Annotated in this window: 25 protein-coding genes; 11 read left to right on the top strand and 14 right to left on the bottom strand. The window is 60.1% G+C overall.

The features are described from left to right. The first annotated feature begins 15 nt into the window (after nucleotides 1–15). The 3 genes from paaK to QEZ52_RS02420 all read left to right on the top strand — a co-directional run bounded on the left by paaK (nucleotide 16) and on the right by QEZ52_RS02420 (nucleotide 2236). Nucleotides 16–1326 carry a phenylacetate--CoA ligase PaaK gene (gene paaK, locus QEZ52_RS02410; RefSeq protein WP_406647700.1) on the top strand — a complete coding sequence of 437 codons (1311 nt, stop codon included), beginning with the start codon at nucleotides 16–18 and terminating at the stop codon, nucleotides 1324–1326. Nucleotides 1327–1329: 3 nt separating this feature from the next. After that, nucleotides 1330–1926: a TetR/AcrR family transcriptional regulator gene (locus tag QEZ52_RS02415; protein ID WP_406647702.1), complete on the top strand. Its 597-nt coding sequence runs from the start codon at nucleotides 1330–1332 to the stop codon at nucleotides 1924–1926. 94 nt (nucleotides 1927–2020) lie between these two features. Continuing rightward, nucleotides 2021–2236: a hypothetical protein gene (locus QEZ52_RS02420; RefSeq protein ID WP_406647704.1), complete on the top strand. Its 216-nt coding sequence runs from the start codon at nucleotides 2021–2023 to the stop codon at nucleotides 2234–2236. A 2-nt stretch (nucleotides 2237–2238) separates the two neighbouring features. Here the strand turns inward: QEZ52_RS02420 and QEZ52_RS02425 are convergent, their stop codons facing one another. Then, nucleotides 2239–2658: a PACE efflux transporter gene (locus QEZ52_RS02425; RefSeq protein ID WP_406647706.1), complete on the bottom strand. Its 420-nt coding sequence runs from the start codon at nucleotides 2656–2658 to the stop codon at nucleotides 2239–2241. 80 nt (nucleotides 2659–2738) lie between these two features. Here QEZ52_RS02425 and QEZ52_RS02430 point away from each other — a divergent pair, with 80 nt between their 5' ends. Next, the gene (locus QEZ52_RS02430; protein WP_406647708.1) at nucleotides 2739–3248 is read left to right on the top strand and encodes a MarR family winged helix-turn-helix transcriptional regulator; all 510 of its coding nucleotides are present in this window, start codon (nucleotides 2739–2741) and stop codon (nucleotides 3246–3248) included. A 58-nt stretch (nucleotides 3249–3306) separates the two neighbouring features. On the opposite strand, the gene QEZ52_RS02435 is transcribed toward QEZ52_RS02430, so the two are convergent. The 7 genes from QEZ52_RS02435 to pcaF all read right to left on the bottom strand — a co-directional run bounded on the left by QEZ52_RS02435 (nucleotide 3307) and on the right by pcaF (nucleotide 9100). After that, nucleotides 3307–4065 (bottom strand): Phenylacetic acid catabolic protein, encoded by a 759-nt coding sequence (locus QEZ52_RS02435; protein ID WP_406647710.1) that lies wholly within the window; start codon nucleotides 4063–4065, stop codon nucleotides 3307–3309. A 15-nt stretch (nucleotides 4066–4080) separates the two neighbouring features. Continuing rightward, the gene (locus tag QEZ52_RS02440; RefSeq protein ID WP_406647712.1) at nucleotides 4081–5154 is read right to left on the bottom strand and encodes a 2Fe-2S iron-sulfur cluster-binding protein; all 1074 of its coding nucleotides are present in this window, start codon (nucleotides 5152–5154) and stop codon (nucleotides 4081–4083) included. A gap of 23 nt (nucleotides 5155–5177) precedes the next feature. Further along, nucleotides 5178–5639, bottom strand: coding sequence for a 1,2-phenylacetyl-CoA epoxidase subunit PaaD (paaD, locus tag QEZ52_RS02445; RefSeq protein ID WP_406647714.1), 462 nt, complete (start codon nucleotides 5637–5639; stop codon nucleotides 5178–5180). 110 nt (nucleotides 5640–5749) lie between these two features. Then, the gene (paaC, locus tag QEZ52_RS02450; protein ID WP_406647717.1) at nucleotides 5750–6523 is read right to left on the bottom strand and encodes a 1,2-phenylacetyl-CoA epoxidase subunit PaaC; all 774 of its coding nucleotides are present in this window, start codon (nucleotides 6521–6523) and stop codon (nucleotides 5750–5752) included. Beyond that, complete coding sequence (gene paaB / locus QEZ52_RS02455) at nucleotides 6523–6807, bottom strand: 1,2-phenylacetyl-CoA epoxidase subunit PaaB (protein ID WP_406647720.1); 285 nt, start codon at nucleotides 6805–6807, stop codon at nucleotides 6523–6525. Before paaB ends, paaC begins: the two co-directional genes overlap by 1 nt. 25 nt (nucleotides 6808–6832) lie before the next feature. After that, nucleotides 6833–7825: a phenylacetate-CoA oxygenase subunit PaaA gene (gene paaA / locus QEZ52_RS02460; protein ID WP_406647723.1), complete on the bottom strand. Its 993-nt coding sequence runs from the start codon at nucleotides 7823–7825 to the stop codon at nucleotides 6833–6835. A gap of 72 nt (nucleotides 7826–7897) precedes the next feature. Continuing rightward, the gene (pcaF, locus tag QEZ52_RS02465) at nucleotides 7898–9100 is read right to left on the bottom strand and encodes a 3-oxoadipyl-CoA thiolase (RefSeq protein WP_406647725.1); all 1203 of its coding nucleotides are present in this window, start codon (nucleotides 9098–9100) and stop codon (nucleotides 7898–7900) included. Between the two features lie 417 nt (nucleotides 9101–9517). Between pcaF and QEZ52_RS02470 the strand changes: the two genes are divergently transcribed. Together QEZ52_RS02470 and QEZ52_RS02475 are read left to right on the top strand one after the other, a co-directional pair. Beyond that, a complete protein-coding gene (locus QEZ52_RS02470) occupies nucleotides 9518–11062 on the top strand; it encodes an acyl-CoA carboxylase subunit beta (RefSeq protein ID WP_406647727.1) in 1545 nt (514 codons plus the stop codon). A 26-nt stretch (nucleotides 11063–11088) separates the two neighbouring features. Further along, nucleotides 11089–13053, top strand: coding sequence for an acetyl-CoA carboxylase biotin carboxylase subunit (locus QEZ52_RS02475; RefSeq protein ID WP_406647729.1), 1965 nt, complete (start codon nucleotides 11089–11091; stop codon nucleotides 13051–13053). 10 nt (nucleotides 13054–13063) lie between these two features. Here QEZ52_RS02475 and QEZ52_RS02480 read toward each other — a convergent pair whose 3' ends face one another. From QEZ52_RS02480 to QEZ52_RS02495, 4 genes are all read right to left on the bottom strand, one after another. Further along, a complete protein-coding gene (locus QEZ52_RS02480) occupies nucleotides 13064–14281 on the bottom strand; it encodes a Coenzyme F420 hydrogenase/dehydrogenase, beta subunit C-terminal domain (protein WP_406647731.1) in 1218 nt (405 codons plus the stop codon). Beyond that, entirely contained in the window at nucleotides 14278–15021 is a 744-nt protein-coding gene (locus QEZ52_RS02485; protein ID WP_406647733.1) for a sulfotransferase family protein, read from the bottom strand. Before QEZ52_RS02485 ends, QEZ52_RS02480 begins: the two co-directional genes overlap by 4 nt. 61 nt (nucleotides 15022–15082) lie before the next feature. Then, nucleotides 15083–15907 carry a hypothetical protein gene (locus QEZ52_RS02490; protein WP_406647735.1) on the bottom strand — a complete coding sequence of 275 codons (825 nt, stop codon included), beginning with the start codon at nucleotides 15905–15907 and terminating at the stop codon, nucleotides 15083–15085. Nucleotides 15908–15918: 11 nt separating this feature from the next. Next, nucleotides 15919–16329, bottom strand: coding sequence for a GFA family protein (locus QEZ52_RS02495; RefSeq protein WP_406647737.1), 411 nt, complete (start codon nucleotides 16327–16329; stop codon nucleotides 15919–15921). Between the two features lie 430 nt (nucleotides 16330–16759). Here QEZ52_RS02495 and QEZ52_RS02500 point away from each other — a divergent pair, with 430 nt between their 5' ends. Together QEZ52_RS02500 and QEZ52_RS02505 are read left to right on the top strand one after the other, a co-directional pair. Beyond that, nucleotides 16760–17365: a dimethylsulfonioproprionate lyase family protein gene (locus tag QEZ52_RS02500; RefSeq protein WP_406647739.1), complete on the top strand. Its 606-nt coding sequence runs from the start codon at nucleotides 16760–16762 to the stop codon at nucleotides 17363–17365. 152 nt (nucleotides 17366–17517) lie between these two features. Continuing rightward, on the top strand, nucleotides 17518–18168 hold the full coding sequence (locus QEZ52_RS02505; protein WP_406647741.1) for a GntR family transcriptional regulator: 651 nt from the start codon (nucleotides 17518–17520) through the stop codon (nucleotides 18166–18168). 103 nt (nucleotides 18169–18271) lie between these two features. Here QEZ52_RS02505 and QEZ52_RS02510 read toward each other — a convergent pair whose 3' ends face one another. Then, nucleotides 18272–18958 carry a type 1 glutamine amidotransferase gene (locus QEZ52_RS02510; RefSeq protein WP_406647743.1) on the bottom strand — a complete coding sequence of 229 codons (687 nt, stop codon included), beginning with the start codon at nucleotides 18956–18958 and terminating at the stop codon, nucleotides 18272–18274. A 100-nt stretch (nucleotides 18959–19058) separates the two neighbouring features. Between QEZ52_RS02510 and QEZ52_RS02515 the strand changes: the two genes are divergently transcribed. The 3 genes from QEZ52_RS02515 to QEZ52_RS02525 all read left to right on the top strand — a co-directional run bounded on the left by QEZ52_RS02515 (nucleotide 19059) and on the right by QEZ52_RS02525 (nucleotide 22616). Further along, complete coding sequence (locus tag QEZ52_RS02515) at nucleotides 19059–20318, top strand: cytochrome P450 (RefSeq protein WP_406647746.1); 1260 nt, start codon at nucleotides 19059–19061, stop codon at nucleotides 20316–20318. A gap of 89 nt (nucleotides 20319–20407) precedes the next feature. Continuing rightward, nucleotides 20408–21697: a glutamine synthetase gene (locus QEZ52_RS02520; RefSeq protein WP_406647748.1), complete on the top strand. Its 1290-nt coding sequence runs from the start codon at nucleotides 20408–20410 to the stop codon at nucleotides 21695–21697. A gap of 208 nt (nucleotides 21698–21905) precedes the next feature. After that, nucleotides 21906–22616 (top strand): FkbM family methyltransferase, encoded by a 711-nt coding sequence (locus tag QEZ52_RS02525; protein ID WP_406647750.1) that lies wholly within the window; start codon nucleotides 21906–21908, stop codon nucleotides 22614–22616. Between the two features lie 252 nt (nucleotides 22617–22868). Here QEZ52_RS02525 and QEZ52_RS02530 read toward each other — a convergent pair whose 3' ends face one another. Beyond that, nucleotides 22869–24227: an aspartate aminotransferase family protein gene (locus QEZ52_RS02530; protein ID WP_406647752.1), complete on the bottom strand. Its 1359-nt coding sequence runs from the start codon at nucleotides 24225–24227 to the stop codon at nucleotides 22869–22871. Between the last annotated feature and the right edge of the window lie 6 nt (nucleotides 24228–24233).

Genomic DNA, 24233 nt, shown 5'->3' on the forward strand with positions numbered 1-24233 from the left:
GGCGAGGAGAACGTAATGAAGGACCTGAGCCCCCGTAAGGAAGAGTTGGATCCGATCGAGATCGCATCCCTGGATGAAATTCGCGCCCTGCAGCTGGAGCGGCTGAAATGGTCGGTGCGCCACGCCTATGACAACGTGGCCATGTACAAGCAGCGGTTTGACGAGGCCGGGGTGCACCCGGATGATCTGCAACAGCTGTCGGATCTGTCGAAATTCCCGTTCACCTACAAGAACGATCTGCGCGACAATTACCCGTTTGGCCTGTTTGCGGTGCCGCGCGAACAGATCATGCGTCTGCACGCGTCATCGGGCACCACCGGCAAGCCGACCGTTGTGGGCTATACCGGCAATGACATTTCGAACTGGGCCGATCTGGTGGCGCGCAGCCTGCGGGCGTCGGGTTTGCGCCGGGGTGATATGGTGCATAACGCCTATGGATATGGGTTGTTCACCGGTGGTTTGGGCGCGCATTACGGGATTGAACGGCTGGGGGCCACTGTGGTGCCGATGTCGGGCGGTCAGACCGAAAAGCAGGTCGGGCTGATCACCGATTTTCAGCCCACCGGCATCATGGTCACGCCATCCTATATGCTGAACATTCTGGAACAGTATCACAAGGTCGGCCTGGACCCGCGGGAAAGCTCGCTTCAGGTTGGAGTGTTCGGGGCCGAACCCTGGACCGATGCCATGCGCAAGGAAGTCGAAGCGGCGTTTGACATGCATGCGGTCGATATCTACGGGCTGTCTGAAATCATGGGGCCCGGTGTGGCCAGCGAATGCGTCGAGACCAAAGACGGTCCGGTGATTTGGGAGGATCATTTCCTGCCGGAAATCATCGACCCGCAAACCGGCGAAGTGCTGCCGGATGGCGAGCTGGGCGAGCTGGTGTTTACCACGCTGACCAAAGAAGGTCTGCCGATGATCCGGTACCGCACCCGCGATCTGACCCGTCTGTTGCCGGGCACCGCACGCACGATGCGTCGGATGGAGAAGATCACCGGCCGCAGTGACGACATGATCATCCTGCGCGGCGTCAACGTGTTCCCGACCCAGATCGAAGAACAGGTTCTGGCCACCGGCGGTCTGTCCAGCCATTTCCAGATCGAACTGTACAAATCCGGCCGCATGGATGCGATGCGGGTGTTTGTCGAGGCGGATCTGGAGTCCACCGACAATCTGTCCAAAACAGCCGCAGCACGGATGCTGACCAAGCGGATCAAGGACATTGTTGGCGTTTCGACCGAGATTATTGTAGGCAACCCCGGTGACGTTGAACGCTCGCAAGGCAAGGCAAAGCGTGTTGTAGACAACCGCGACAAGGAGTGAGATTTGGCCCGCACAATCGCAAAGGACCACGATCAAAAGCGCACCCAAATTCTGCAATCGGCGGCCAAAGTGTTCGCCGAACAGGGGTTTGACCGCGCATCCATGACACAGCTGGCCCGAGAGTGCGGGATATCCAAGGCCAATATCTATCACTACTACGACAGCAAGGATGCCATCCTGTATGACATCCTGGATACCTATCTGCGTGATTTGCGCGACCGGATTTGTGGGATCGACCTGGTGGGGGCGGACGCGGCAGAACGATTGCGCCGGATCGTGGCCGAAGTGCTGCGGGCCTATCAGGGGGCGGACCACGAACATCAGGTTCAGATCGGTGCCATGTCGGCGTTGCCCGAAGATCAGCAGAAACAGATGCGCGCCTATCAGCGCGATATGGTGCGGTTTCTCAGCGATGCGGTGCGCGACACCGCGCCCGAGGTGTTTGACGGCCAGGAGGACAAGCTGCGATCGGCCACCATGTCGGTCTTTGGCATGTTGAACTGGTATTACATGTGGAACACCGGTGCGGGCACCCAGGCGCGCGAAGATTACGCGGTTCTGGTGACCAATCTGACCCTGAATGGGGTCAAGGCGCTCTGAGCGTTCGACCTTCACGATTTTGGCAAACACCACCCCAGGTCTAGGCAGGGGGTGGTTTTTCGCGTTCACTGGCCCCTGAGAGGGAGCGCGTGTGATGCAAAAACCGGAAGATTTCCAGAAGTTCTATTACACCAAGGTCGGAATGGGCGAGGCCTGTGGCTGCGCCGAGCGGGTCATTGACGTCTATGAGTTCAACCGCAAGGGCGGAGCCGTGGACCGGGTCGACGTGCCATCGCCGCGCAAACGGCGGTCCTGGAAATCTCTGGCCCGCAAATACGGTCTGCTGAGCCGCCCCAAAAGGCCGGAGTGAGATCACGCAGGCCGGGGCACCGGGAACACCAGATCATAGGTCCAGTTATAGACATAGGCATAGATCAGGAAGAACGCCGAAAACCCAAGGTCGAGGATCAGAGCCTCCCAATAGCCGATGGCCAGCCACCAGGCGGTGACAAAGATCCCAACCACCAGCATGACCGCTTCGAACAGGATGGCGTGCACCGCCCGCAGACCGGGGCCGCGCGGGGCCATGTTGCGGTATTTTTGATCCCAGAGATCGAACAGCCAATTGAACGCAAAGTTCCAGGTCATGGCTATGAGGCTGAACATCAGGCTGAGCGCCCCCATGCTGTGGACCGGGTGACCCGTGATCCAGGCGGCACCAAAGGAGACGATGGCCAGGGCGAACAGTTCGAACAGGATGGTGTGGCGGATGCGGTCCTTGAACGTGCGCATGATTTATCTTTCTAGAAAGGTATTTCCTTCCATATAGAATTAAAGTATCTTTCTGGCAAGATAGAAAATGGCGGTGGAACATGACGGGAAAGCTGACGATTTCTGAAATCATGGGGCAGATTCAGCAAAATTGGCCCCGCGCGATGGGGCCGGAAACGCCTGTGATTCTGGGGGTTATTCGGTTGAATGACATCATTGCCGAAGGCACAAACCGCATTGTTGCCGACTATGGGCTGACGCAATCCAGTTTCGAAGTGTTGATGACCCTGCGGGCGCAACCCGTGCCCCGCCAGCTGACGCCCACGGGGCTGTATCAGGCGTTGCTGATCAGTTCGGGCGGCATGACCAAGGTTCTCAAGCAGCTGGAGCAGGACGGGTTGGTGCGCCGTGTGGCCCATGAAACCGATCAGCGCAGCCGCTATGTACAGCTGACCGACGCAGGAGAGACGATGGCCGAACAGGCATTCGACGCGGTGACTGTGTTTGAAAGCGCGGTCCTGTCCAAGGCCCTGTCCCGCGACCAGATCGCCCATCTGGGGGAGACGTTATTGCAGGCGCTGGATCCGCTGGAGCGCGACCGGGGCACATAGAAAAAGGGCGCCCTTTTGTCTGAAAGGACGCCCCTGTTTTTGATCGTGGATCTGCAATTCAGCCTGCGGTGAGGCCCAGATTTTCCAGAATGGCCTTGGTCTCGGCCTCCCAGCGGTTTTTGAGCTCGGCGTTGCCGCTCTTGCGCAGACCGATGGCTTTCAGCGCCTCTGCCTTGGAGGAGGTTTCAGAGCCAAAGCTGGCCGCGACGCGGGGCCACCAATAGGCAACCGATGCCTGCACCGCCGCCTTGTCGCTGCTGTCCAGCAGCTTGGCGACGCCCTCTTCGGCCAGTTCGGCGTGGCGGGCTTCGATCGGGGCGATGGCGCGGAAGGCTTCGGCCAATGGCTGATAGGACACCATCGAAAATTCGGCCATCTGCACGGCCACGGCGCGGCCCATCAGCAGGTTCATCACCACGGCATCGGTCCAGCCATCCAGCGGATAGTTGAACACCGCCAGACGCATGTCGTGTTCGGACCGGGTCTGGCCAATGTCGGCGTCGCGTTCCAGTCTGGCGGTCCACGGGTGGTGGTTGGCGTACCGTCCGGTGTCGGCACCGAATTCCCCCATGATCGACAGCACCTTGTCGGCGTTGTCGGTTTTTTCCAACACGATCTTGGCGGCGGCGATGCGTTCCTTGATCCCCGGGCCCTGGTTGATGATGTCGGCAAAGCCAGCGGCCCCGGCCAGTTCGCTGTCGACGAATGTCGCCATCAGTTTCATCAGCTCGGCGCGATAGCGCGGTGGCACGTTGGTGGGGTTGGTCAGCACACCACCGGCGGCGAGATAGCTCTCGATGCTCATATCTTCGGCCATGATATTTCCTTCCCCTTACTGATCGTAATCGACGACGACATTGTCGGTCACCGGATAGGACTGGCAGGACAGGACATAGCCCTTTTCCACCTCGTAATCCTCGAGCGCGTGGTTGGCGACCATTTCGACTTCGCCCTCCAACACCTTGCAGCGGCAGGTCGAACAGACACCGGCCTTGCAGGCATATGGCGCGTCCATCCGGTTTTCCAGTGCGGCGTCCAGAATGGTGATATCCTTGGGCATCTGGATGGTCTGGGTCGATCCGTCCAGGGTGATGGCCGCGGTGGTCTGGTTGGCGTTGCTGGCCGCGTTCTTGCTGACCACCTTGCGTTTGGCCCGGCCGGGCTGGGCGCTGGCAAACAGTTCGAATTTGATCTGGCTGTCACCCAGGCCTGCGGTGCGCAGCGCGGCGGCAATGCCCAGCATCATCGGTTCGGGACCACAGATGAACGCGGTATCGACGTTCTGGATGTCGATCCAATGTTCAAACAGCTGGGCGCATTTTTCTTCGGTCACCAGGCCGGTGAACAGGTCGATGTCCTGTGCGTCCGATTCCAGGATGTGGATCACGTTCAGGCGACCCATATAGAGGTTCTTGAGATCCTCCAGTTCCTCGCGGAACATGATCGTGTTCACGCCCTTGTTGGCGTAAACCAGCGTAAAGCGCGCATCGGGTTCGGTCGACAGGGTGGTTTTCAGGATCGACAGAACCGGGGTGATGCCCGATCCACCGGCAAAGCCCAGATACTGTTTTTCCGTACCTGCATCGAGCGCGGTGAAAAAGCTGCCCATGGGGGGCATCGCCTGAAGGGTTTCACCGACTTTGAGCTCTTCGTTGGCCCAGGTCGAAAAGGCACCGCCATCGACACGTTTAATGCCGACCTGCAGGATACCTTCGTCTTTGCCCGCGCAGATCGAATAGGACCGGCGCAGTTCCTCGCCGTCAAAATCGCGGCGGAAGGTCAGGTACTGACCTTGGGTGAAATCGAATTCTTCGGCTGCGCCGTTCACCGGCTTCAGCGTGACCACGACAGCGTCGCGGATGGTTTTGTGGATGTCTGTGACTTCCAGATCGTGAAAGCGCGCCATCGGCAGTCTCCTCCTGTGCGGGCTTAGATGCACTTGAAATAATCAAAGGGTTCCAGGCAGTCCCGGCAGCGCCATTGCGCCTTGCACGGGGTCGAGCCGAATTGGCTCAGTTTTTCCAGATGGGTGCCGCCGCAATGGGGGCAGCGGCTGGGTCCGCCTGCGGGTTGCGGGGGGGCGATGCCGTATTCTTCGAGCTTCGCCCGTCCCTTGTCGCTGAGCCAGTCGGTGGTCCAGGGCGGGGAAAGCTGGCGTTTGAGTTCCAGTTTCTCGATCCCGTGGCCGCGCAGGGCAGTTTCGATATCCATGTTGATGATCGATGTGGCGGGACAACCGGAGTAGGTCGGGGTGACGTTCACGATCAACGTGTCGTCGGCCCAGGCCACATCGCGGATGATGCCCAGATCCACAAGAGAGATCACAGGGATTTCGGGGTCAGGAACGGAGTCGAGCCATTCCCAAACCTGGTTCACGCTAGGCTGTGTCATGTCGTTTGCCGTTCCATATGTTGACGGCGGCTTTCGGGCGGGTGCCGGAATTTTTGAAAAATTCCGATCCGATTTCTTTCAAAGAAATCGGTCCGCCCGGAAAGAACCGTTTACCATTTGCACCCGGGATAGGCACGTTGCAGCCATTGCATCTGGGTCAACAGATGCCCCAGGTGTTCGGTGTGCATACGCCCGTCGCGACCACCGGAATGCGCCCATTTGCTGGACGGAATGGTCAGCGTCGCGTCGGTCAGAACCCGACCGACCAGCGCATCGAATTCGTCGCGCAGACCGGATGGATCTGGGGCGATCCCTGCGGCGGCCATTTCGGAATCTGCCGCGTCGCAGGCGAACATTTCACCGACATAGGGCCACAGGTAGTCCAGCGCGTCCTGCATCCGGGCGTGGCTCTCTTCGGTGCCGTCCCCCAGACCAACCACCGTGTCGCCGGAGCGTTCCAGGTGATAGGCGGCTTCCTTGCTGGCCTTGGCCGCAATTTCGGCCACGCGGGCGTCGGATGATTTGATCAGGCGTCCCAGGATGATCGAATGCCAGGCGTCAAACAGGAACTGGCGCATCATGGTGCGGCCGAAATCGCCATTGGGCACTTCGGTCAGCAGCACGTTGCGGAAATCCCAAGCGTCGCGCAGGAACGCCAGATCATCGGCGCTTTTGCCTTCACCCTGAACCTCGCCAGCGAGGCCCAGCCACATCTGGGTCTGACCGATCAGATCCAGCGCAGTGTTGGCCAGCGCGATGTCCTCTTCGAGGATCGGGGAATGCCCGCACCATTCGCTGACGCGGTGGCCGAGGATCAGGGTGTTGTCCCCCATCCGCAGCAGGAATTGCAGGAGTGCGTCTTCCTTGGTGATCGTGGCGGTCATTACATGTGCCCCACTTCTTCGGGGATATCAAAGAACGTCGGGTGACGATAAACCTTTGATTCCGATGGTTCGAACAGCGGGCCCTTGTCGCCCGGTGCGGTGGCGGCGATGTGGCGGGCTTCGACCACCCAGATCGACACGCCCTCATTCCGGCGGGTGTATACGTCACGGGCGTTTTTGATCGCCATTTCCGCGTCAGGTGCGTGCAGGCTGCCGACGTGGCGGTGGCTCATCCCGTGCTGACCACGGATGAAAACTTCCCAGAGAGGCCATTCATTTTTCATTGCTAGGATCCTCCTCGCTAGCGAATTATTCGGCTGCCACTTTGGCAGATGCTTTCTTGCGGGCGTGGGCCAACAGGCCGTCACGGACCCATTCACCGTCGTCCCAGGCCTTTTTGCGGGCGCTGAGGCGGTCGACATTACAGGGGCCGTTGCCGCGGATGACGTCCATGAATTCGTCCCAATCGGGATCACCGAAGTCATAGTGGCCGCGCTCTTCGTTCCATTTGATCGCCGGGTCCGGCAGGTCGAGACCCAGGTATTCGATCTGTGGGATGGTCTGATCGACAAATTGCTGGCGCAGTTCGTCGTTGGATTTGACCTTGATCTTCCACGCCATCGACTGTTCCGAATGGGTGCTGTCGCTGTCGTGGGGGCCGAACATCATCATTGCCGGGAACCACAGACGGTTCAGCGCGTCCTGGGCCATTTTCTTTTGCTCGGGCGAGCCAAAGGCCATCTGCATGATCGCGTGATAGCCCTGACGCGCGTGGAAGCTTTCTTCCTTGCAGATCCGGATCATGGCACGGGAATAGGGACCATAAGAGGTGCGTTGCAGCGCCACCTGATTGACGATGGCGGCGCCATCAACCAGCCAACCCACCGCGCCGATATCGGCCCAGTTCAGGGTCGGATAGTTGAAGATCGACGAATATTTCATCCGCCCTTCGTGCAGCAGCCGGACCAGTTCGTCGCGGGTTTCGCCCAGCGTTTCGGCCGAAGAGTAGAGATACAGCCCGTGGCCTGCTTCGTCCTGAACCTTGGCCAGCAGGATTGCCTTGCGCTCCAGCGTGGGGGCGCGGGTAATCCAGTTGCCTTCGGGCAGCTGACCGACGACTTCGGAGTGGGCATGCTGGCCCATCTGGCGGATCAGCGTGGCGCGATAGTCATCCGGCATCCAGTCGCGGGGTTCGATTTTGATGTCATTGTCGATCTTGTCCTGGAACGCGCGTTCCTGTTCGCTCATCTCTTCGCGGGACTTGATCCCCGAGCGAGCTGTTTTGATCATCTGTGCATACATCTGCGGGCTCCTCCAAACTCTTCTGTCGCGCAACGGGGTCCAAAAACCGGGTCCCCTGTTTTGGGTTGCGCCTTAAACACGTTCCAGGATCAGGGCGGCACCCTGACCAACTCCGACACACATGGTGCACAGCGCATAGCGCCCACCGGTGCGTTTCAACTGATAGGCGGCGGTCAGCACCAACCGTGCCCCCGACATGCCCAGCGGATGACCCAGCGCGATGGCACCGCCGTTGGGGTTCACATGGGCGGCATCATCGGCCACGCCCAATTCGCGCAGCGTTGCCAGCCCTTGCGAGGCAAAGGCTTCGTTCAATTCTATCACATCCATCTGTTCAATGCTCAGACCGGCGCGGGCCAGCACCTTGCGGGTGGCAGGAACCGGGCCGATGCCCATCACGCGTGGCGCAACACCGGCCACCGACATGCCGACAATGCGGGCCATCGGGGTCAGGCCGTTTTTGGCAGCGGCGGATTCGTTGGCCATCAGGATGGCGGCGGCCCCGTCGTTGACGCCGGAGGCGTTGCCTGCGGTCACTGTCTTGTCCGGGCCATTGACGCCCTTGAGACCGGACAGCTTTTCCGCCGATGTGCCCGGGCGCGGGTGTTCATCGGTGTCGACCACGACTGCATCGCCTTTGCGCTGGGGGATGGTCACCGGCGTGATTTCATCGGCAAAGATCCCGGCCTCATGCGCGGCGGCCCAGCGGGCCTGGGAATTGGCAGCAAAGGCATCCTGATCGGCGCGGTTGATGTTATAGTCTTCGGCCACGTTGTCGGCGGTCTGCGGCATTGAATCCGTGCCGTACATGTCGTGCATCTTCTTGTTCACAAAACGCCAGCCAATGGTGGTGTCGTAAACGGCATTGGCGCGGGTAAAGGCGTTGGTGGCCTTGGGCATGACGAACGGGGCGCGGCTCATGCTTTCGACACCGCCTGCGATGGCGATGTCATAATCCCCGGCCTTGATCCCGCGGGACACCATGCCGACCGCGTCCATGCCGGAGGCACACAGGCGGTTCACCGTGGTGCCGGGAACCTCGATTGGCAGACCGGCCAGCAGGGCGGCCATGCGCGCCACATTGCGGTTGCTTTCGCCCGCCTGGTTGGCATCGCCATAGATCACATCATCCAGGCTGGCCCAATCCACCTGGGGGTTGCGGGCCTTGAGCGCAGCAATGGGAAGTGCTGCCAGATCGTCGGTACGGATTGAGGACAGGGCGCCGCCATAGCGTCCGATCGGGGTCCGTGTCGCATCGCAGATGAATGCATCCATGGTGTTCGCGTCTCCTTGGCTTGGTCGGCACATGTCCGACGGCGGCTTTGCCGGTTAATAGCCGACCGCTTAGTCGGTGATAGGGGTGAAAATGATTCGTGGCAAGATAAATGTAACGAGATTTTTGAATTTCACATAAATCAGTAACGCTTTGTGACTCGGGTCATTTGACTTAACGTCGTTTCAGGTCTGGCCGTTTTAATGGTTGCCCAAGGGGGGTGGCTTGGGTCAGATCGAAAACAGAACGTTTGGTCTGTATCTTTGTGGGCGCGGACATCCGCGGACCGCATATCGGGTGAGATACGGGGTAAAAGACCGGCGACATATGGGGCGAGGACAGGATTAATGTTAGAGTTTCAAAGTCGAATTGACCCTGTCGGCGACCATTTCTCCCAAAATCGTGCGGATATGTTGGCGATGGTTGATCAGATGCGCGCGCTAGAGGCGCGGGCCCTGGCGAAATCCGAAGAACGCCGCCCGGTGTTTGACAAGCGGGGACAGTTGAGCCCACGCGAGAGGCTGTCTGCGCTGCTGGATCCGGGGATGCCGTTTCTCGAACTGTATAATATGGCGTCCTATCTGGTGGATGATCCGAACCCTGAAACTTCGATCCCCGGTGCCTCGATCATCCTGGGAATAGGGTTCGTCTCTGGTGTGCGGGCTTTGGTCTTTGTCGATGATTCCGGGATCAATGCGGGGGCGATGACCGGAAAGTCGGTGGACAAGGCGCTGGGCGCGATCAAAATCGCCGAAGAGCAGAAGCTGCCCTTTATCCACCTGGTGGAAAGCGCAGGTGCCGATCTGATGCGGTACGAGGTGGGGCTGTGGGCCCATGGCGGGGGCATGTTTGCAGGCCTTGCGCGCCTGTCGGCCGCCGGAATTCCGGTGATCACGGTTCTGCATGGCGCGTCCACCGCCGGGGGGGCCTATCAGCCGGGGTTGTCCGATTATGTGATCGGGGTCAAAGGCAACGGCATGGCGATGCTGGCCGGGGCAGCGTTGGTTTTTGCGGCCACCGGAGAGGAGGCATTGGACGCCGATCTGGGGGGGGCCGAGATGCATGCAGAGGTGACCGGGCTGGTGGAATATCTGGCCGAGGATGACGCCCATGGCATCCAGATCGCTCGCGATGTCGTCGCGGGGCTGGGGTGGGGTTCTCCTCTGCCGCCGGAACCCTGTTTTGACGCCCCGGTGCTGAGCCCGGATGAGATCGCCGGGGTGGTGCCGGTGGACTATCGCAAACCTTATGACATGCGCGAAGTCGCTGCGCGTCTGGTGGACGGATCCCGCCTGCGCGATTTCAAACCGGATTACGGCCCGGCAACCGTGTGTTTGCAGGCCGAGATCTTTGGCCGCCCGGTGGGGATCATCGGCAACAACGGGCCGCTGGACCCGGATGGGGCCACCAAGGCGACGCATTTTTTTCAACTGCTGGACCAGGCGGGCACGCCGATCGTGTTTCTCAACAACACGACGGGATTCATGGTCGGCACGGCCTATGAGCGGGCCGGTATGATCAAACATGGGGCCAAGATGATCCAGGCCGTGACCAATATGCGGGTGCCCAAGATTTCGCTGTATACGGGGGCCAGTTTTGGAGCCGGAAATTATGGCATGTGCGGCTATGCCTTTGGGGCCGATTTTCTGCTGACCTGGCCCAATGCGATGACCGGGGTCATGGGGGGCGAACAGGCCGCGGTGACGATGGAACACGTGGCGCGGCGTGGTGCTGCCCGCAAGGGCATGGATGTTGATGAGGACCGTCTGGCCAAACAGCGCGCCCGGATCACGGCGCATTTTGATGGCCAGTCGGATGCGTTTTATACCTCGGGTCATATGCTGGATCAGGGGATGATCGACCCGCGCGACACCCGCCGGGTTCTGGGGTTCTGCCTGCGCACCTGTGCCGAGGCCCGCGCCCGACAGCCAAGACCCAACAGCTTTGGTGTGGCGCGGCCATGACACCGATGCAGGCGAAGGACCAGAACATGACCCCATTCACTTCCCTTCTCGTGGCCAACCGGGGCGAAATTGCCTGTCGCATCATGCGCAGCGCGCGTCAGATGGGGCTGCGATGTATTGCAGTGCACACCGATGCAGATGCAGACAGCCCCCATGTCGCGATGGCGGATCAGGTGGTTTGCATTGGCGAAGGTCCGGTGGGTGACAGTTATTTGTCGATTGAGCGTTTGATCGCGGCGGCGCGCGGGGCTGGGGCGCAAGCGATCCACCCGGGCTATGGGTTTCTGTCTGAAAACGCCGGTTTTGCGCGTGCCTGCGCGGACGCAGGGTTGATCTTTGTTGGTCCCGGGGCCGATGCCATCGCGGTGATGGGCAACAAGGCGGCCGCAAAACGCAAGATGATCGCCGCTGGGGTGCCCTGTGTGCCGGGATATGAGGGCACGGATCAATCCGACGCCGTGTTGCAGCAGGAGGCCGACCGGATCGGATTTCCGGTGATGATCAAGGCCGCCGCCGGGGGCGGTGGGCGCGGTATGCGGTTGGTCGATGTGCCCGCTGAGTTCCTGTCGGCGCTGCATTTGGCCCGGTCCGAAGCGTTGTCGGCCTTTGGCTCGGACGAAATGATCCTGGAAAAGGCGGTGCAAACCCCCCGTCATGTCGAAGTGCAGGTCTTTGCGGACCGACAGGGGAAAACCATTCATCTGGGCGAACGGGATTGTTCGGTGCAGCGGCGCCATCAGAAAGTGGTCGAAGAAGCACCGTCGCCGGCAGTGTCGCCGGATTTGCGCGCCCGCATGGGGGCCGCCGCCGTCAGTGCGGCGCAGGCGGTGGATTATGTCGGGGCCGGGACGGTCGAGTTTCTGTTGGATGCGGATGGCGCGTTCTATTTTCTGGAAATGAACACCCGGTTGCAGGTGGAACATCCGGTAACGGAAATGGTGACCGGGTTGGATCTGGTCGAGATGCAGTTGACTGTTGCGATGGGGCGGCCTGTGGGTTTGGCGCAAGACGACGTGCAGATGCAAGGGCACGCCATCGAAGTCCGGCTGTATGCGGAAGATCCGGCCCAGGATTTCATGCCGCAATCCGGGCAGATATCTGTATGGGTGCCCCCGGTCGGGACCGGGCTTAGGGTGGATGATGGCATCTGCCAGGGGCAACAGGTTTCACCCTATTATGATCCCATGCTGGCCAAGATCATTTCCCACGCTCCGTCGCGGGAGGAGGCACGGATGCGGTTGATCCGTGGTTTGCAGGACATGGCGCTGTTTGGCGTTACCTGCAACCGGGACTTTTTGATCCGGGTTCTGGACCATCCCGGCTTTGCCGATGGAACAGCCACGACGGGGTTTTTGTCCGAGGTGCCCGACGTCGCAGCCACGCCTGAGTTCGACGCAACCGAAGTGGCGGCGGCAGCGGCCGTGATGTACCAGCAGCGCTGTGACGACGCCGTGCACCGGGCCGGACGCCAGCCGCGTGAATTGTTCGGCTGGTCCAGCACCGGAGCTCTGACGCATCACAGCCGAATGGTCATCGGAGCCGAAACCTATCCGGTGACGGCGATTCAGACCCCTGAGGCGCTGACGGTCCAGGTCTCGGGGCAGGCCCATGATGTCACGGGCGCAAACATCGGGTTGAATGTCGATGGGCAAACCGCCGGGATCCGGTTTGTTTTCCCCGAAAGAAACATGTGGCATGTCGCGACAACTTCGCGGCTGTTCACACTCCGTGCCGAACAGGCAGGTGTGAGGGATCAGGAAACGGGCCAGGATGGACAGATCCTGGCACCGATGCATGGCAATCTGCAATCTGTCACCGTCACGGCCGGACAAATGGTGCAGCCGGGCACGCAGTTGGCAATTCTGGAAGCGATGAAGATGCAGCATGAAATCGTGAGCCCGATCGCCGGGGTCGTGTCCGACGTGCCGGTGCAGGCGGGAGACCAGGTCAAATCGGGAACGCTTTTGATCGCCATCACCCCGACAGGGTGACAGCGCGCGCTCAGTCGGAGTCGAAGTCGAAGGGTTCTGAAAATCGGCCCTGCGCCGCGCGTTCCCTGGCCCCGTGTTCTTCGGCGATGTTGCCTGTGTCAAGGTCGTCGATGCGCAACCCAACGTGTCGAAACACCGGGTGCCCCGCAGCCGTCAGCCCGCGCAGCCGCGCGGCGACCTGATGTTTCTTGCGGACCTGATGGGGTTGGAAATCATCCATGTCCCGTGGGGTCAGGGTCTGATCCTGTTTCAGGGCCCCATCGGCAAGAGCCGCATCCAGCAAGCGCTGTCCCTGGTCCGTGCGGGTGATGACCCCGTTGAAACCGGCATCCTCTCCGGTTGGCGACCCACCGGGCCAGATGTCGGCCGCCGCCAGATCCGCGGCCTCTCCGATGGCATCCGGACAGATCTTGCAGCGGCTTTGAATGCGCCATCCCGTTTCGTCCGCCCACATGTCGAGATAGGTCTTTTCGACCGCGCGCCCGTCGCGGGTCTCGATCCGGGTGGGGCCGGGATTGCCGAAACCGCGATAGCGAAACAGGGTCAGATCCTGTTCGTCGATGTCAAATTCGTTCAGAACGGCGCGGCTTTTGCCCAGGTCTGACGCGCCGCCGCACACCATGACCAGCACCGCGACGATCAATGTGTCGATGCGCGGATCCGATTGCGCCAGCGCCCGGATTGCCCCCGCATCACAGGGTTTGGCGATGACGGCAAAGGGTTCGTTGCGGGCCAGGGCAATTTCCAGACCCGCCAATGTGTTCGATGGGCCATAGCGCGAGCCGGATGCCTTGAATACCTGATCCGGGGTCGTGCTGATGGTCCAGGGGCTTTGCATCGGGTGGTCCGGATCAGCGGTACAATGCAGGACGAATTTGGCCTGGCCACTGGTCAACAGATACATGCCCAGAGCGGTCAGAACGCCGCCGGTGGCACCGCGAAAACGCACGTCCGGATCCCCGGCCCAGGCCCGTGTCACGGTGTGGAAATTGCCCCAAACAGAGTCTGTTTCAGGGGTTTTGTCAGGGTTGGCCATCGCAACAGCCCCTGGACAGGCGGCCAGAATGTCGGTGTCGTCCCCCTGGGAAATCGGAGCAGGGCGCAATCGACCCTGAGGCGTATAGCGCATCTGCCAACGATCCGGGGCCATCGCCTGACACAGGCCACAGCCGATGCACAGGCCGTGTTCCACGACCTGTGCAATGGTTTCGGGTGCGCGCGCTGTCACGGTTTCAACCGATGCGCATAGAGGTGGTCGTAATGCGGTTTCATCCGGCGGTGCACCTGTTTGACGCGTTCGGGTGCGTCGGAGATGTCGATGTGGCGGCGCACCTGTGGCGTTAGCCCGGTGGATTTGGCCAGATTGCCGTGAAACGATCCGCCGTCCCACCAGCTGTGTGCCGATGGATCACCGCCGGGTTCCCAGGTCAGGGCGTCTTCGACAAAGGGGATGCCGACCGAGTCGCAGAATTTTTGGGTCATACCATGAGGGTCTTCGAGCAGATCGTCGCTGTCAATCACGGGGGGTGTTTCGCCGCCATTCAGGGCTGTCAGCAGGTCAAACAGGGCGCGCTGTTCGGGGAAGCCAACCTCGCCTTCGGCAAAATCGGGCCATTGTTTGTACATTGACGTGATGGTTTTTGCGGGATCGCGGATCAGAAAGGCGTGGGTGAAGTTGGACAGAAAGTCAGGGGTCCACATGTGGTTGATGTAATGGGGAAAATCCTTGAGGAATACCGGCCCCTGGGACGCATGGGATTGAATGTCGTCCCACACGCTGTTCAGGGTCAGCCCCGGTGTGGTCACTTCGCCCTCTTTGAACCGGTGCCACATGGGATTTTCGCCTTGATACCAGGCCTCGCCAAAGGGTTCGTGCAGGCATTCCAGGTCGCCACGCTGGCGCATCATCCATTCAAAAGCGGTCGAGGTGGATCGGGGAATAGCCCAGAGGGCCACGATTTTGTGCATATGGTTTTGCCTTCCTGTTGCGGTGTAGATGGCCCTTTTGTCCGGGCTCTGGGTGGGGAGATCAGCTGTGCAGGCTTTCCAGCAGCTGGCCTTGGGGCGTTTGCGGGGCAAGTCCGAGGGATTTGAAGATCCGCCAATAGAGCGCGATGTCATGGCCTATGACCGGCTTGCCCAGCACGGTTTCCAGTTCGGCGGCCAGATGCAGCGGGCGTTGCGGCAACCCGTCGGGGCCGGTGCGAAAATTGCACATGCCGTTGATCAGATACACATCGGCGTTGGGGGCCTGTTCGGCGACATATTCGAAACTCTTGCGGGCCAGATCGCCCTCGAATACCCAGCGCCAGGAATTCACTTCTTCCTGGCTGTTGAACCATCCCTGATCGTGGAAATTTCCGGCCCAGAGCACGTCAAACCCGGCCTCCTTCAGGAACCCCACGGTGCCCTGCCACCAGGCCGGCCAATGGTAGGCGGCGTTCAGGGCGACCTTTTCCACATTCATCGCCCGCAACGCTTCGACCATGGCATAGCCGGCCATGTGGAACCGGGTGCCGTATTTGTCCGACAGATCCTCGCAATGTTGGCGGATGCCTTCGACGCCCAACCCCGAAGCATGGACCCAGTTCGATCCGACCTGACCACAGACATCGACGCCGTTGCGGGACATGCAATGGACAAAATCATCCATCATGCCAAAGTTCTGTTTGCGCTGGTCCAGACCGTGGGCGTAGTCGGGCACATGCAGCATCCAGCCATGGACCCCGACGCTGGCCGGTGACATCCGCAGAAAGTCGGACGGGGCGGCATCATAGTCAAACGGTGGGCATGTGAACCCGACCTGATGGGGAAAGAGTTTGTGCTCGGGGCGCCACGTTTCAGGCATCAGCATGTGTCAGAATCCTATTGGTCAGAGGGTGGTGTGTCGAAACCGTCGTGACGGGGCAGGGCGTCTATCCCGTCCAGCCATGGGGCGCGTTCGCGCAGCACCACCTGGCAATCCGGTTGGTACAGGGTCGCATCGTCCAGGGTGGCGGCGTGGATGTGCAATTCGCCCGGCCAGCGGTCCGAGCGAAAGTAGAGCCGGGTGCCGCAGGTCGGGCAAAAGCCGCGAAAGGTTCCTGGTGAGCTTTGATAATGGTTCGGGGTGCCGCTCCAGCTGACCTGCTTTGGATCGACTTCGACAAAGGCGGCATAGGCAGATGACGCGGCCCGCTGGCAGCTTGTGCAATGGCAGATCAGGTTGCGCCCCCGTGGGCCGTCGTAGCACCATGTAACGGCACCACACAGGCAACGCCCGGACAATTTGGTCATCGTTGGTCTCCGCGTTGGGGGGATAGACAAAGGCGGCTAACAGGGACGAGTCGCATTTGAGGCGTGGCGTTGGCTTGGATGGAATCGGATCTCCAAGTGCCAGGCAGGCAGCGGGTCCTTGGGCGTTTTGGCAGCTGAGTCGTTGTGTTGGGTTGCATCTGGGGTGCGCTGATTGGCGGCGCAAAGCATTGAAACAAATGATGTAAACCTGCCGGGTTCTCAGGTGATCCGCACGATCCGGTTGTCGCGGCCCAGACGAAGGACCGCGGGAGGGTGTTCAAGTTTGATACATTTGTTCCACTCATTGATGAAATTGGTATGGTTGATTGAAGGGCTTGTCCATTCTATTTGCGACCAGGTCGGAATCGAGACATCCCGGACGGCACCGGGCCGCTATCTTTGTCACAAGGGTAGAGCAAAGGAGAGGCCCGTGAGCCGAGTTCTGTTTGACGCCGCATTGGATGCGGTGCGAGATTTTCACGCCAATATGCCCGCCGTGGCGGGGTTTCAGGCGTGGCCGAATGATATCACCTGGGCAGATCGGGATGGTCATGCGCTCCCCGTCGTGCAGCTGGTTCAGTCGGATCCGGGGCGACCTGCCGCTGACGACGCAGAGGCCGGGCAGACCCGCAGGTTGCAGCAGGCGATCATGGCGCTGGCTCCGTATGTCGAATGGCGACTGACCTATACCGAAGAAGAAGTCGGTGCCGATTTCCTGCAGCGGTTTGGGTGGTTTGAATTGGTCGGGCCCGATGGTCATTTCCATTCCACCCAAACGCGGATGACGGTCGGATACTGGGGGCGCGGGCTGTATTACCCGTGGCATGAACACGAACCCGAAGAGCTGTATTGTGTGGTGTCCGGAGAGGGTGTGTTCGAAGTGGACGGCGAACCAACACAGAAGTTGGGAGCCGGCCAAACCCGGTTGCACAAGACCTTTCAGCGACACGCGCTGACGACCGAGGAGCAGCCGATCCTGTGTTTCGTGGTGTGGCGCGGGGACGGATTGGCGGATGATCCGCGTATGTCCAGCTAACAGGGGCCGGACCCGGGGCTTGCCCCGGGCCAGGCCCAACGGGGATGGCTGCATCTGTGATGCAGTCAGACCGGGCGGGAGAGCCGCGAGGTGGTGTTCCGGTTTCCGGTCGGGCAGTCTATGGTTGCGGCAAAAGACAAGAAGGCATCCAGATGGCGGGACAGACGGAACAGGTTCTCAACGCGATTTTGCAGGACATCGAATCGGGGCGGTTGCGTCCGGGATCGGCGCTGGACGAGGCCGATCTGGTCACGCGCCATGGTGTGTCACGTACCCCGGTGCGCGAGGCGTTCATCCAGCTGGAAGCCATCGGGTTGATCCGCCGGTTGCCGCGCAAGGGGGCGGTCCTGTTCAAGCCGACCCTGGAAGAGTTCCTGGCCATCCTCGAAGTGCATGCGCGGCTCGAAGGGCAGGCGGCGGGGTTGGCTGCCCGCAGGTTGTCACCCGAGCAGGCGGCTGATTTGGAAGCCGTTGTTGTCGCCTGCGAGGTTCACGCCCGTGACCTGGGCGACGGGGCACCGGACGCCTATTATCAGCTGAACCTGCGGTTTCATGCGACGGTTGCGATGGGGTCCGGCAACCCGTTTCTGGTCGAGATGATCAAAACCAATGCCCGCAAGCTGATGGCCTATTATCGGGCACGGTACCGATATCCGGGGTCTATTGCCCAATCTGCGCGGGAACACCGCGAGATTGCAGAGCTGATTTTTGCGCATGACCGTGACGCGGCCGAAACGGCCATGATTGCGCATGTCCAGTTCGATCAGGTGACGGTGATGGACCTGTTGGCGGCGCTGGGGTAACCGCGACGGGGCGCTCCCGCCCGCGTGTTGCCGCATCTGCGATGCGTCACCCGCCGTTGGGCCAGGCAGCGCGCCCCAGGCGCGCTGTGTCAGCGCCTCTGGATTAGGACGCGTGTTCGAAAAACCGTGCGACGCTTTCGGCAAAGGCCTGTTGATCCGCCATTTCGGACAGGGAGGCGCGCGCACGATCATGGACCTCTGGTCCCAGGGTGTCGCGCAATTCATCGGTCAAGGCGGCGATAAACCCGGAATCCATTTCCGGGTGATGCTGTGTCGTGTAGATATGCTGCCCCCGGGCAAACCCGGTGATCGTCTCGCCGGAGGTCGCAATGGTTTGAACATCCGGCGGCAAGGTGCTGACCTGTTCGACATGCGAGCCATAGAGGCGCAATTCGTCCGGCAAATCGCGTGCCCATGGCGGGCGGGCGCAGACCCGGTTGCGGGTCAGCCCGTGCACCCAACCCTGTGGGTTATGGTCCAACGTCCCGCCCAGGGCGACTGCGATTGCCTGATGTCCGAAACAGGCACCAAACATGGGCAATTTTTGTGCGTCTATCTCGCGGATCAGGCCCAGAAGCTGGTCCACCCAGGGCTCCCCGGACCGGACCGATGCCGGGCTGCCGGTGATCATGACCCCGTCGAATTTCATGACATCATCCGGGAAAATGCCATCTTTAACCGCAAACACCGCACAGGTCCAATCGGGGCGTACCAATTGCACCAGATTGGTGAATTTTTCCCCGTCCTTGGGGTGGCGTTGGGCAAAATCGCTTTCATCTGTGTTGGTCATCAGAATTGCCAAGTGCATGATTTTGTTTCAGCCTTTTTAGTTTACATATTTATGTGCCCCTTTAATATACACAAGGCAAGCATCTACGGGAAGCCCTTCAATGACCATCTGGACACCAAATGACGACGGATTTGCCGACCTGAGCAGCCACGACAGCTTTGCCAATGGAGCACCGCACAACACGTTCGCCCGGTTGCGGCGCGAGGATCCGCTGCATTGGACGGACTATCCGGACGGCGAGAATTTCTGGTCTGTGACCCGGTATGACGACATCACTGTGATGAATAAGAACACCGAAGTTTTTTCGTCGGCTCGCGGCATTCGGATGGAGGATCAGACCTATGAGGAGTATCTGGCCCGGCGGACCTTTCAGGAGACCGACCCGCCCGATCACACCAAGGTTCGGATGAAGCTGCTCAAGGCGTTTTCAAACACGGTGATGCAGCAATACGAAGACGAAATCCGCATGCTGTGCGGTGAAATCCTGGACCAGGCGTTGGAAAAGGAAACCTTTGACGCGACCAAGGAAATCGCCCGCCAATTGCCGATGCGGATGTTGGGGCGGATTGTCGGTTTGCCGGATGAGGATCTGCCGTGGTTGGTGGAAAAAGGTGATGCGCTGATCGCCAATACCGACCCGGATTTCACCAGCCATGTGATGGACAAGCTGAAAACCGACGAATTCCGGATGATGCCGTTCAACTCTCCCGCGGGGGCCGAATTGTTTGTCTATGCCAAAGAGCTGATGGCGAAAAAGGAAAGAACCGGAGATACGTCCGGTGTTCTGCACATGATCCTGCAACCGGCCAAGGATGGATCGGTCATCACGGAAACCGAATTCCGCAACTTCTTTTGCCTGGTCGTGGCGGCCGGAAATGACACCACGCGATATGCGATTGCCGCCGGGATTCAGGCCATGTGCCATCAGCCCGAGTTGCTGAAGCAGATGCAGGAAGGTGGCGATATCTGGGACACGATGGCCGATGAGGTGATCCGATGGGCGACGCCAGCGCTGTATTTCCGCCGCACGGCCACGCAGGATTACGAGATGCACGGCAAAACCATCCGCGCCGGGGATAAGGTGCTGTATTGGTTCGTGTCGGCCAACCGGGATGACACCAAATTTGACGATCCTTTTCGGGTGGACCTGCGCCGGTCGCCAAACCGTCATCTGTCATTCGGTCAATTCGGTCCGCATGTCTGTCTGGGAATGTGGTTGGCCCGCCTTGAGGTGCGTGTCTTGTTTCAGGAGCTGTCCAAACGCATCCGCCATATCGAAGCGGCCGGACCCCACAAGTTCCTGCGGTCGAACTTTGTCGGTGGTATCAAGGAATTGCCGGTCCATGTGCGGCGCGTATAAAATCGTCGCCACAATATAATGAATATGTTAAGTTAAGAGATCCGCCAAGAGGTCTTGGACTTTGCCCAAGAGGAAGAGGACATCATACCATGAAAACCCGGCTGCGCGCGCTGTTCTGCGACCATCTCAGCATCATGCGGGGCAAATACCTGCCCAACTCAAAAATCGGAGACGGCAGCACCCGGTTCTGCCGGTCCACGTTTGGCGTGCATTATGACCGCGACCTGTTGGATGCGCCCGGCGCAATGATGAAACAGGGCTTGCCGGACATGGAGCTGATCTGGCGTCATGATGACATCCGGGACAGTTGGCATGAGGCGACCCAGATTGTGTTGGGTGATCTTTATGACGACGCCGGGGAACCGCTGTCGCTGTGCCCAAGGGGGGCGTTGAAACGGGCGGTTGCAGGCTGGGAAGCCAAAGGGTTGACGCCCAAGGTTGGAATCGAGCTCGAGGCCTTTGCCCTGCAGGCCGACGACAATGGCCGGTTGGTCCCCTATGATGCGCCGGGTGGTGGCGTTTACGGGACCGGCCCGTTTGCCGACCCGCTGCGGTTCAATGACCGGATCTGGGCGATGGCCGATCAGATGGGGTTTTCGCTGGAAATGATCACAGCGGAATTTGACAGCCCGCAGTTCGAATATGTTCTGACCTTTGGCGATGCGGTCAAGGCGGTGGACGACATCGTGCTGTTCCGGCTGATGGCACGGGAAATCGCGCTGGAATACGGCATTGTTCTGACATTCATGCCCAAACCCATTGCCGAGGCAGGCGGGTCGGGGATGCACATCAACCTGTCCTTTGCCGATGAATCCGGTGGCAATGCCCTGTCATCAGGCGCGCGGGGTGGGCCCGAGCATATGAATGATCTTGCCCGTGGGTGTCTGGCCGGGCTGATCCACCATCACCAGGGGCTCGCAGGGTTGATCGCCCCGACGGCCAATTCCTATATGCGTCTCCAGCCCGGATCGCTGTCCGGATACTGGCAGAACTGGGGCGGTGACCATCGCAATGTCACCACGCGGATCAGCTCCGAAGGTGGGGCCAAGGCGCGGCTCGAGCATCGTATGGCGGATGCGTCGTCGAACCCCTATACCTCTGTTGCAGCCGTGTTGCATGCAGCGCGATTGGGGATCGAAAATGGCCATAAATTGCCGCCGATGGAAACCGGGGACGGCTTTGATCGCACAGACGCCAAGACCGGAACAGCGATTGATCTGAGAGGGGCGGTGGCCGATCTGGAACGCGACAGCGCGTTGACCGAGGCCGTCGGGGCGGACCTGTGTGCCAATCATGTTTTCATGAAGCAAAAGGAAGTCCGCAAGACCCGGGATCTCGAAGGAGATGCGTTGCGTGATTTTTATGTCTACTTCATCTGAGCGCGCGTTGCGGGTGTGATGAAAGCCTGTGGTGGCCTGTGGTGGCCTGTGGTGGTCAGTGGTGGCCTGTGCGAAGGCCGCCACAGTCGAGATGATTTTTGACCAGTCCATTTCTAATTCTTGCATTCAAACCGCCAGCGCTCAGAGTGTCTTGACAGCAAATCCCCCGGCATAAGGTGGGAAGAGAAGCAGTGAAAGGGACCTGAGCATGTCCAGCCAATCAGTGGAAATACCTGCGAGCGATGAAATCGCGGCCGAATGCCTGGGCGTCAAAGTGCCCATGTCTCAATATCTGCATGAAAATCGGATCGAACGCATAAATTCGGCCGAATACGAAGGTCAGGAAATTCGCGGATCCCTGCATGTGGTGGGCGAAGAGGATGTGGTTCTGGAAATCGGCGCTGGCATTGGGTTGGTCGGTGCAGTGGTGGCAACCAATTGCCTGCCCAAGGCGGTCCACAGCTTTGAAGCCAACCCCGAACTGATCCCGGAGATCGAGCGTTTGTATCGGGTCAACGGGTTGGAGGGGGTGATCTCTGTGCGCAACACCGTTCTGCTCAGCGCAGCCGATCGTCCCGACAGTATCCAGTTTCACCTGCGCAACAGTTATCTGGGGTCGTCCCTGGTCGAAGCCGCTGGTCGTATCCGTAAAACCGTTGATGTCCCCACGGCCAGCTTTGCCGAGGTATGTGCGGATCTGAAGCCGACCGTGTTGGTGATGGACATTGAGGGCGGCGAACAGGAACTGCTGCGCCATGCGGACCTGTCCGGGTTTCGGGCGGTCGTGTTAGAGTTCCATCCCAAGGCCTATGGCATTGAGGGCATGCGCGAGTGCAAGAAGATCCTGACGGATGCCGGGTTTGAGCGGGTCAACGAAAAATCCACTCGTACTGTCTGGACTTGCGTCCGTCCCGCGTAGCTGTTGCCAGATGGCGCGCCTGCGGCGCAAGACGGTATCTCGTCGTTGCCCTTTGGGCGCCTCCTCGGGTTGGCACGGCGTGTCGACGGTGCGGGAGAATCCGAATCCGGTTCTTCTCCTGGCCACAAATATCCCGGGGTGAATTGGTCTGTGGGCCAAGAGGAGCCAAGGGGGGCCAAGAGGGGCGGTGCCCTTCCTGGCCTATGATCATGGGTGCAATCACCTGCGAGACTGTGCAGGCAGTCGGCTGTGTCAGCCTGTGATCGCGGCAAGCCCGGCGTCCAGCGCATCCAGGATCACCAAGGCGTCTTCCCGGGTCAGGACCAGAGGCGGGGACAGGATGATATTGGGACCCGACACCCGAACCATTGCGCCATTGTGATAGGCGACCTCCTGCACGGTTGCGATTGTTTTTTTGTCGATCGGGGATTTGGTTTCGCGATCGGACACCAGTTCCATGGCGCACATCAGCCCGTGGCCACCGCGTACATCTCCGATGGCGTCGTGTTTGGCCTGAAGCGCCAGAAGTCCCTGGTGCAGCTGTTCGCCACGGGCGGTCGCATTTTCCGGCACGTTGAGGCGTTGGGTTTCGGCCAGACAGGCCAGGGCTGCTGCCGCGCCGACGGGGTGGCCGGAGTAGGTATAGCCATGTCCAATGGCTGCTTTGCCGCTGGCATCCTGTTCAAAGGTTTCGGCCACCTGTTCGGCGATCATCACGGCACCGAACGGGAAATACCCATTGGTGATTGCCTTGGCGGTGCACATGAAGTCAGGCTGAACGCCCCAATGACGGGATCCGCTCCAGCTGCCGGTGCGGCCAAAGGCGGTAATGACCTCATCCGCGATCAGCAGGATGCCGTTCCTTGTGCAGATGTCGCGCACACCGGGCATGAAGCTTGGATGGGGGGGGATGACGCCACCCGCCCCCAGGATCGGCTCCATGATCATCGCGGCAATGGTGCCTGCCCCCTGAAACGCGATCTCGTCCTCGAGCGCCTGCAGGCAGAGCTGTGCCAGACGCTGAGGGTCGGTTTCGTTGAATGGGTTGCGATACGTGTAAGGAGCCGGAATGTGGTAACACCCCGGAAGAAGCGGTTCGTATTGGGTCCGGAAATTTGCATTTCCGTTGACTGAAGCACCGCCCATGTGGGTGCCGTGATACCCTTTTTTCAGGCTCAGGAATTTGACGCGCCCGGTATCGCCGCGGATCTTGTGGTACTGGCGTGCCAGGCGCAGGGCGGTTTCCACGGAATCCGATCCACCCGACGTATAGAACGCGCGGGTCAACCCGTCGGGTTCAAAGAATGTGCGCAACTCTTCGGACAGCTGGATGACCTTGTCATTGGTCGTGCCGCGAAAGATCGAGTAATAGGGCAGCGCGTCCAGCTGTGCGGCGATGGCATCCTTGATCGGTTGGCAGGAAAACCCGAGGTTCACGTTCCACAAACCGCCAACGCCATCGACGACTTCGTGGCCATCCACGTCCTTGATCCGGACACCTGATGCCCCGGTGACGATGGTGGGTGGGTTGGCGTGACTGTCGGCGGGGTGGGCCATGGGGTGCCAGACGGATCGGGCATTCATCTCTTTGAGGAAATTGGAGTCTTTCATGTGTCT

The organism is Aliisedimentitalea scapharcae, from assembly GCF_045277565.1.
Classification (GTDB): Bacteria; Pseudomonadota; Alphaproteobacteria; order Rhodobacterales; family Rhodobacteraceae; genus Aliisedimentitalea; species Aliisedimentitalea scapharcae.

Bases quoted from the DNA above. Each gene is read 5' to 3' on its own strand.
- QEZ52_RS02485 (WP_406647733.1), bottom strand. From the start codon at position 15,021: ATGCACAAAATCGTGGCCCTCTGGGCTATTCCCCGATCCACCTCGACC.
- paaC (WP_406647717.1), bottom strand. From the start codon at position 6,523: ATGACCGCCACGATCACCAAGGAAGACGCACTCCTGCAATTCCTGCTG.
- QEZ52_RS02470 (WP_406647727.1), top strand. From the start codon at position 9,518: ATGGTTGATCAGATGCGCGCGCTAGAGGCGCGGGCCCTGGCGAAATCC.
- QEZ52_RS02495 (WP_406647737.1), bottom strand. From the start codon at position 16,329: ATGACCAAATTGTCCGGGCGTTGCCTGTGTGGTGCCGTTACATGGTGC.
- QEZ52_RS02525 (WP_406647750.1), top strand. From the start codon at position 21,906: ATGTCCAGCCAATCAGTGGAAATACCTGCGAGCGATGAAATCGCGGCC.
- paaA (WP_406647723.1), bottom strand. From the start codon at position 7,825: ATGTATGCACAGATGATCAAAACAGCTCGCTCGGGGATCAAGTCCCGC.
- QEZ52_RS02435 (WP_406647710.1), bottom strand. From the start codon at position 4,065: ATGGCCGAAGATATGAGCATCGAGAGCTATCTCGCCGCCGGTGGTGTG.
- QEZ52_RS02510 (WP_406647743.1), bottom strand. From the start codon at position 18,958: ATGACCAACACAGATGAAAGCGATTTTGCCCAACGCCACCCCAAGGAC.
- QEZ52_RS02430 (WP_406647708.1), top strand. From the start codon at position 2,739: ATGACGGGAAAGCTGACGATTTCTGAAATCATGGGGCAGATTCAGCAA.
- QEZ52_RS02515 (WP_406647746.1), top strand. From the start codon at position 19,059: ATGACCATCTGGACACCAAATGACGACGGATTTGCCGACCTGAGCAGC.
- paaB (WP_406647720.1), bottom strand. From the start codon at position 6,807: ATGAAAAATGAATGGCCTCTCTGGGAAGTTTTCATCCGTGGTCAGCAC.
- QEZ52_RS02420 (WP_406647704.1), top strand. From the start codon at position 2,021: ATGCAAAAACCGGAAGATTTCCAGAAGTTCTATTACACCAAGGTCGGA.
- paaK (WP_406647700.1), top strand. From the start codon at position 16: ATGAAGGACCTGAGCCCCCGTAAGGAAGAGTTGGATCCGATCGAGATC.
- QEZ52_RS02425 (WP_406647706.1), bottom strand. From the start codon at position 2,658: ATGCGCACGTTCAAGGACCGCATCCGCCACACCATCCTGTTCGAACTG.
- paaD (WP_406647714.1), bottom strand. From the start codon at position 5,639: ATGACACAGCCTAGCGTGAACCAGGTTTGGGAATGGCTCGACTCCGTT.
- QEZ52_RS02475 (WP_406647729.1), top strand. From the start codon at position 11,089: ATGACCCCATTCACTTCCCTTCTCGTGGCCAACCGGGGCGAAATTGCC.
- QEZ52_RS02505 (WP_406647741.1), top strand. From the start codon at position 17,518: ATGGCGGGACAGACGGAACAGGTTCTCAACGCGATTTTGCAGGACATC.
- pcaF (WP_406647725.1), bottom strand. From the start codon at position 9,100: ATGGATGCATTCATCTGCGATGCGACACGGACCCCGATCGGACGCTAT.
- QEZ52_RS02530 (WP_406647752.1), bottom strand. From the start codon at position 24,227: ATGAAAGACTCCAATTTCCTCAAAGAGATGAATGCCCGATCCGTCTGG.
- QEZ52_RS02520 (WP_406647748.1), top strand. From the start codon at position 20,408: ATGAAAACCCGGCTGCGCGCGCTGTTCTGCGACCATCTCAGCATCATG.
- QEZ52_RS02440 (WP_406647712.1), bottom strand. From the start codon at position 5,154: ATGGCGCGCTTTCACGATCTGGAAGTCACAGACATCCACAAAACCATC.
- QEZ52_RS02490 (WP_406647735.1), bottom strand. From the start codon at position 15,907: ATGCTGATGCCTGAAACGTGGCGCCCCGAGCACAAACTCTTTCCCCAT.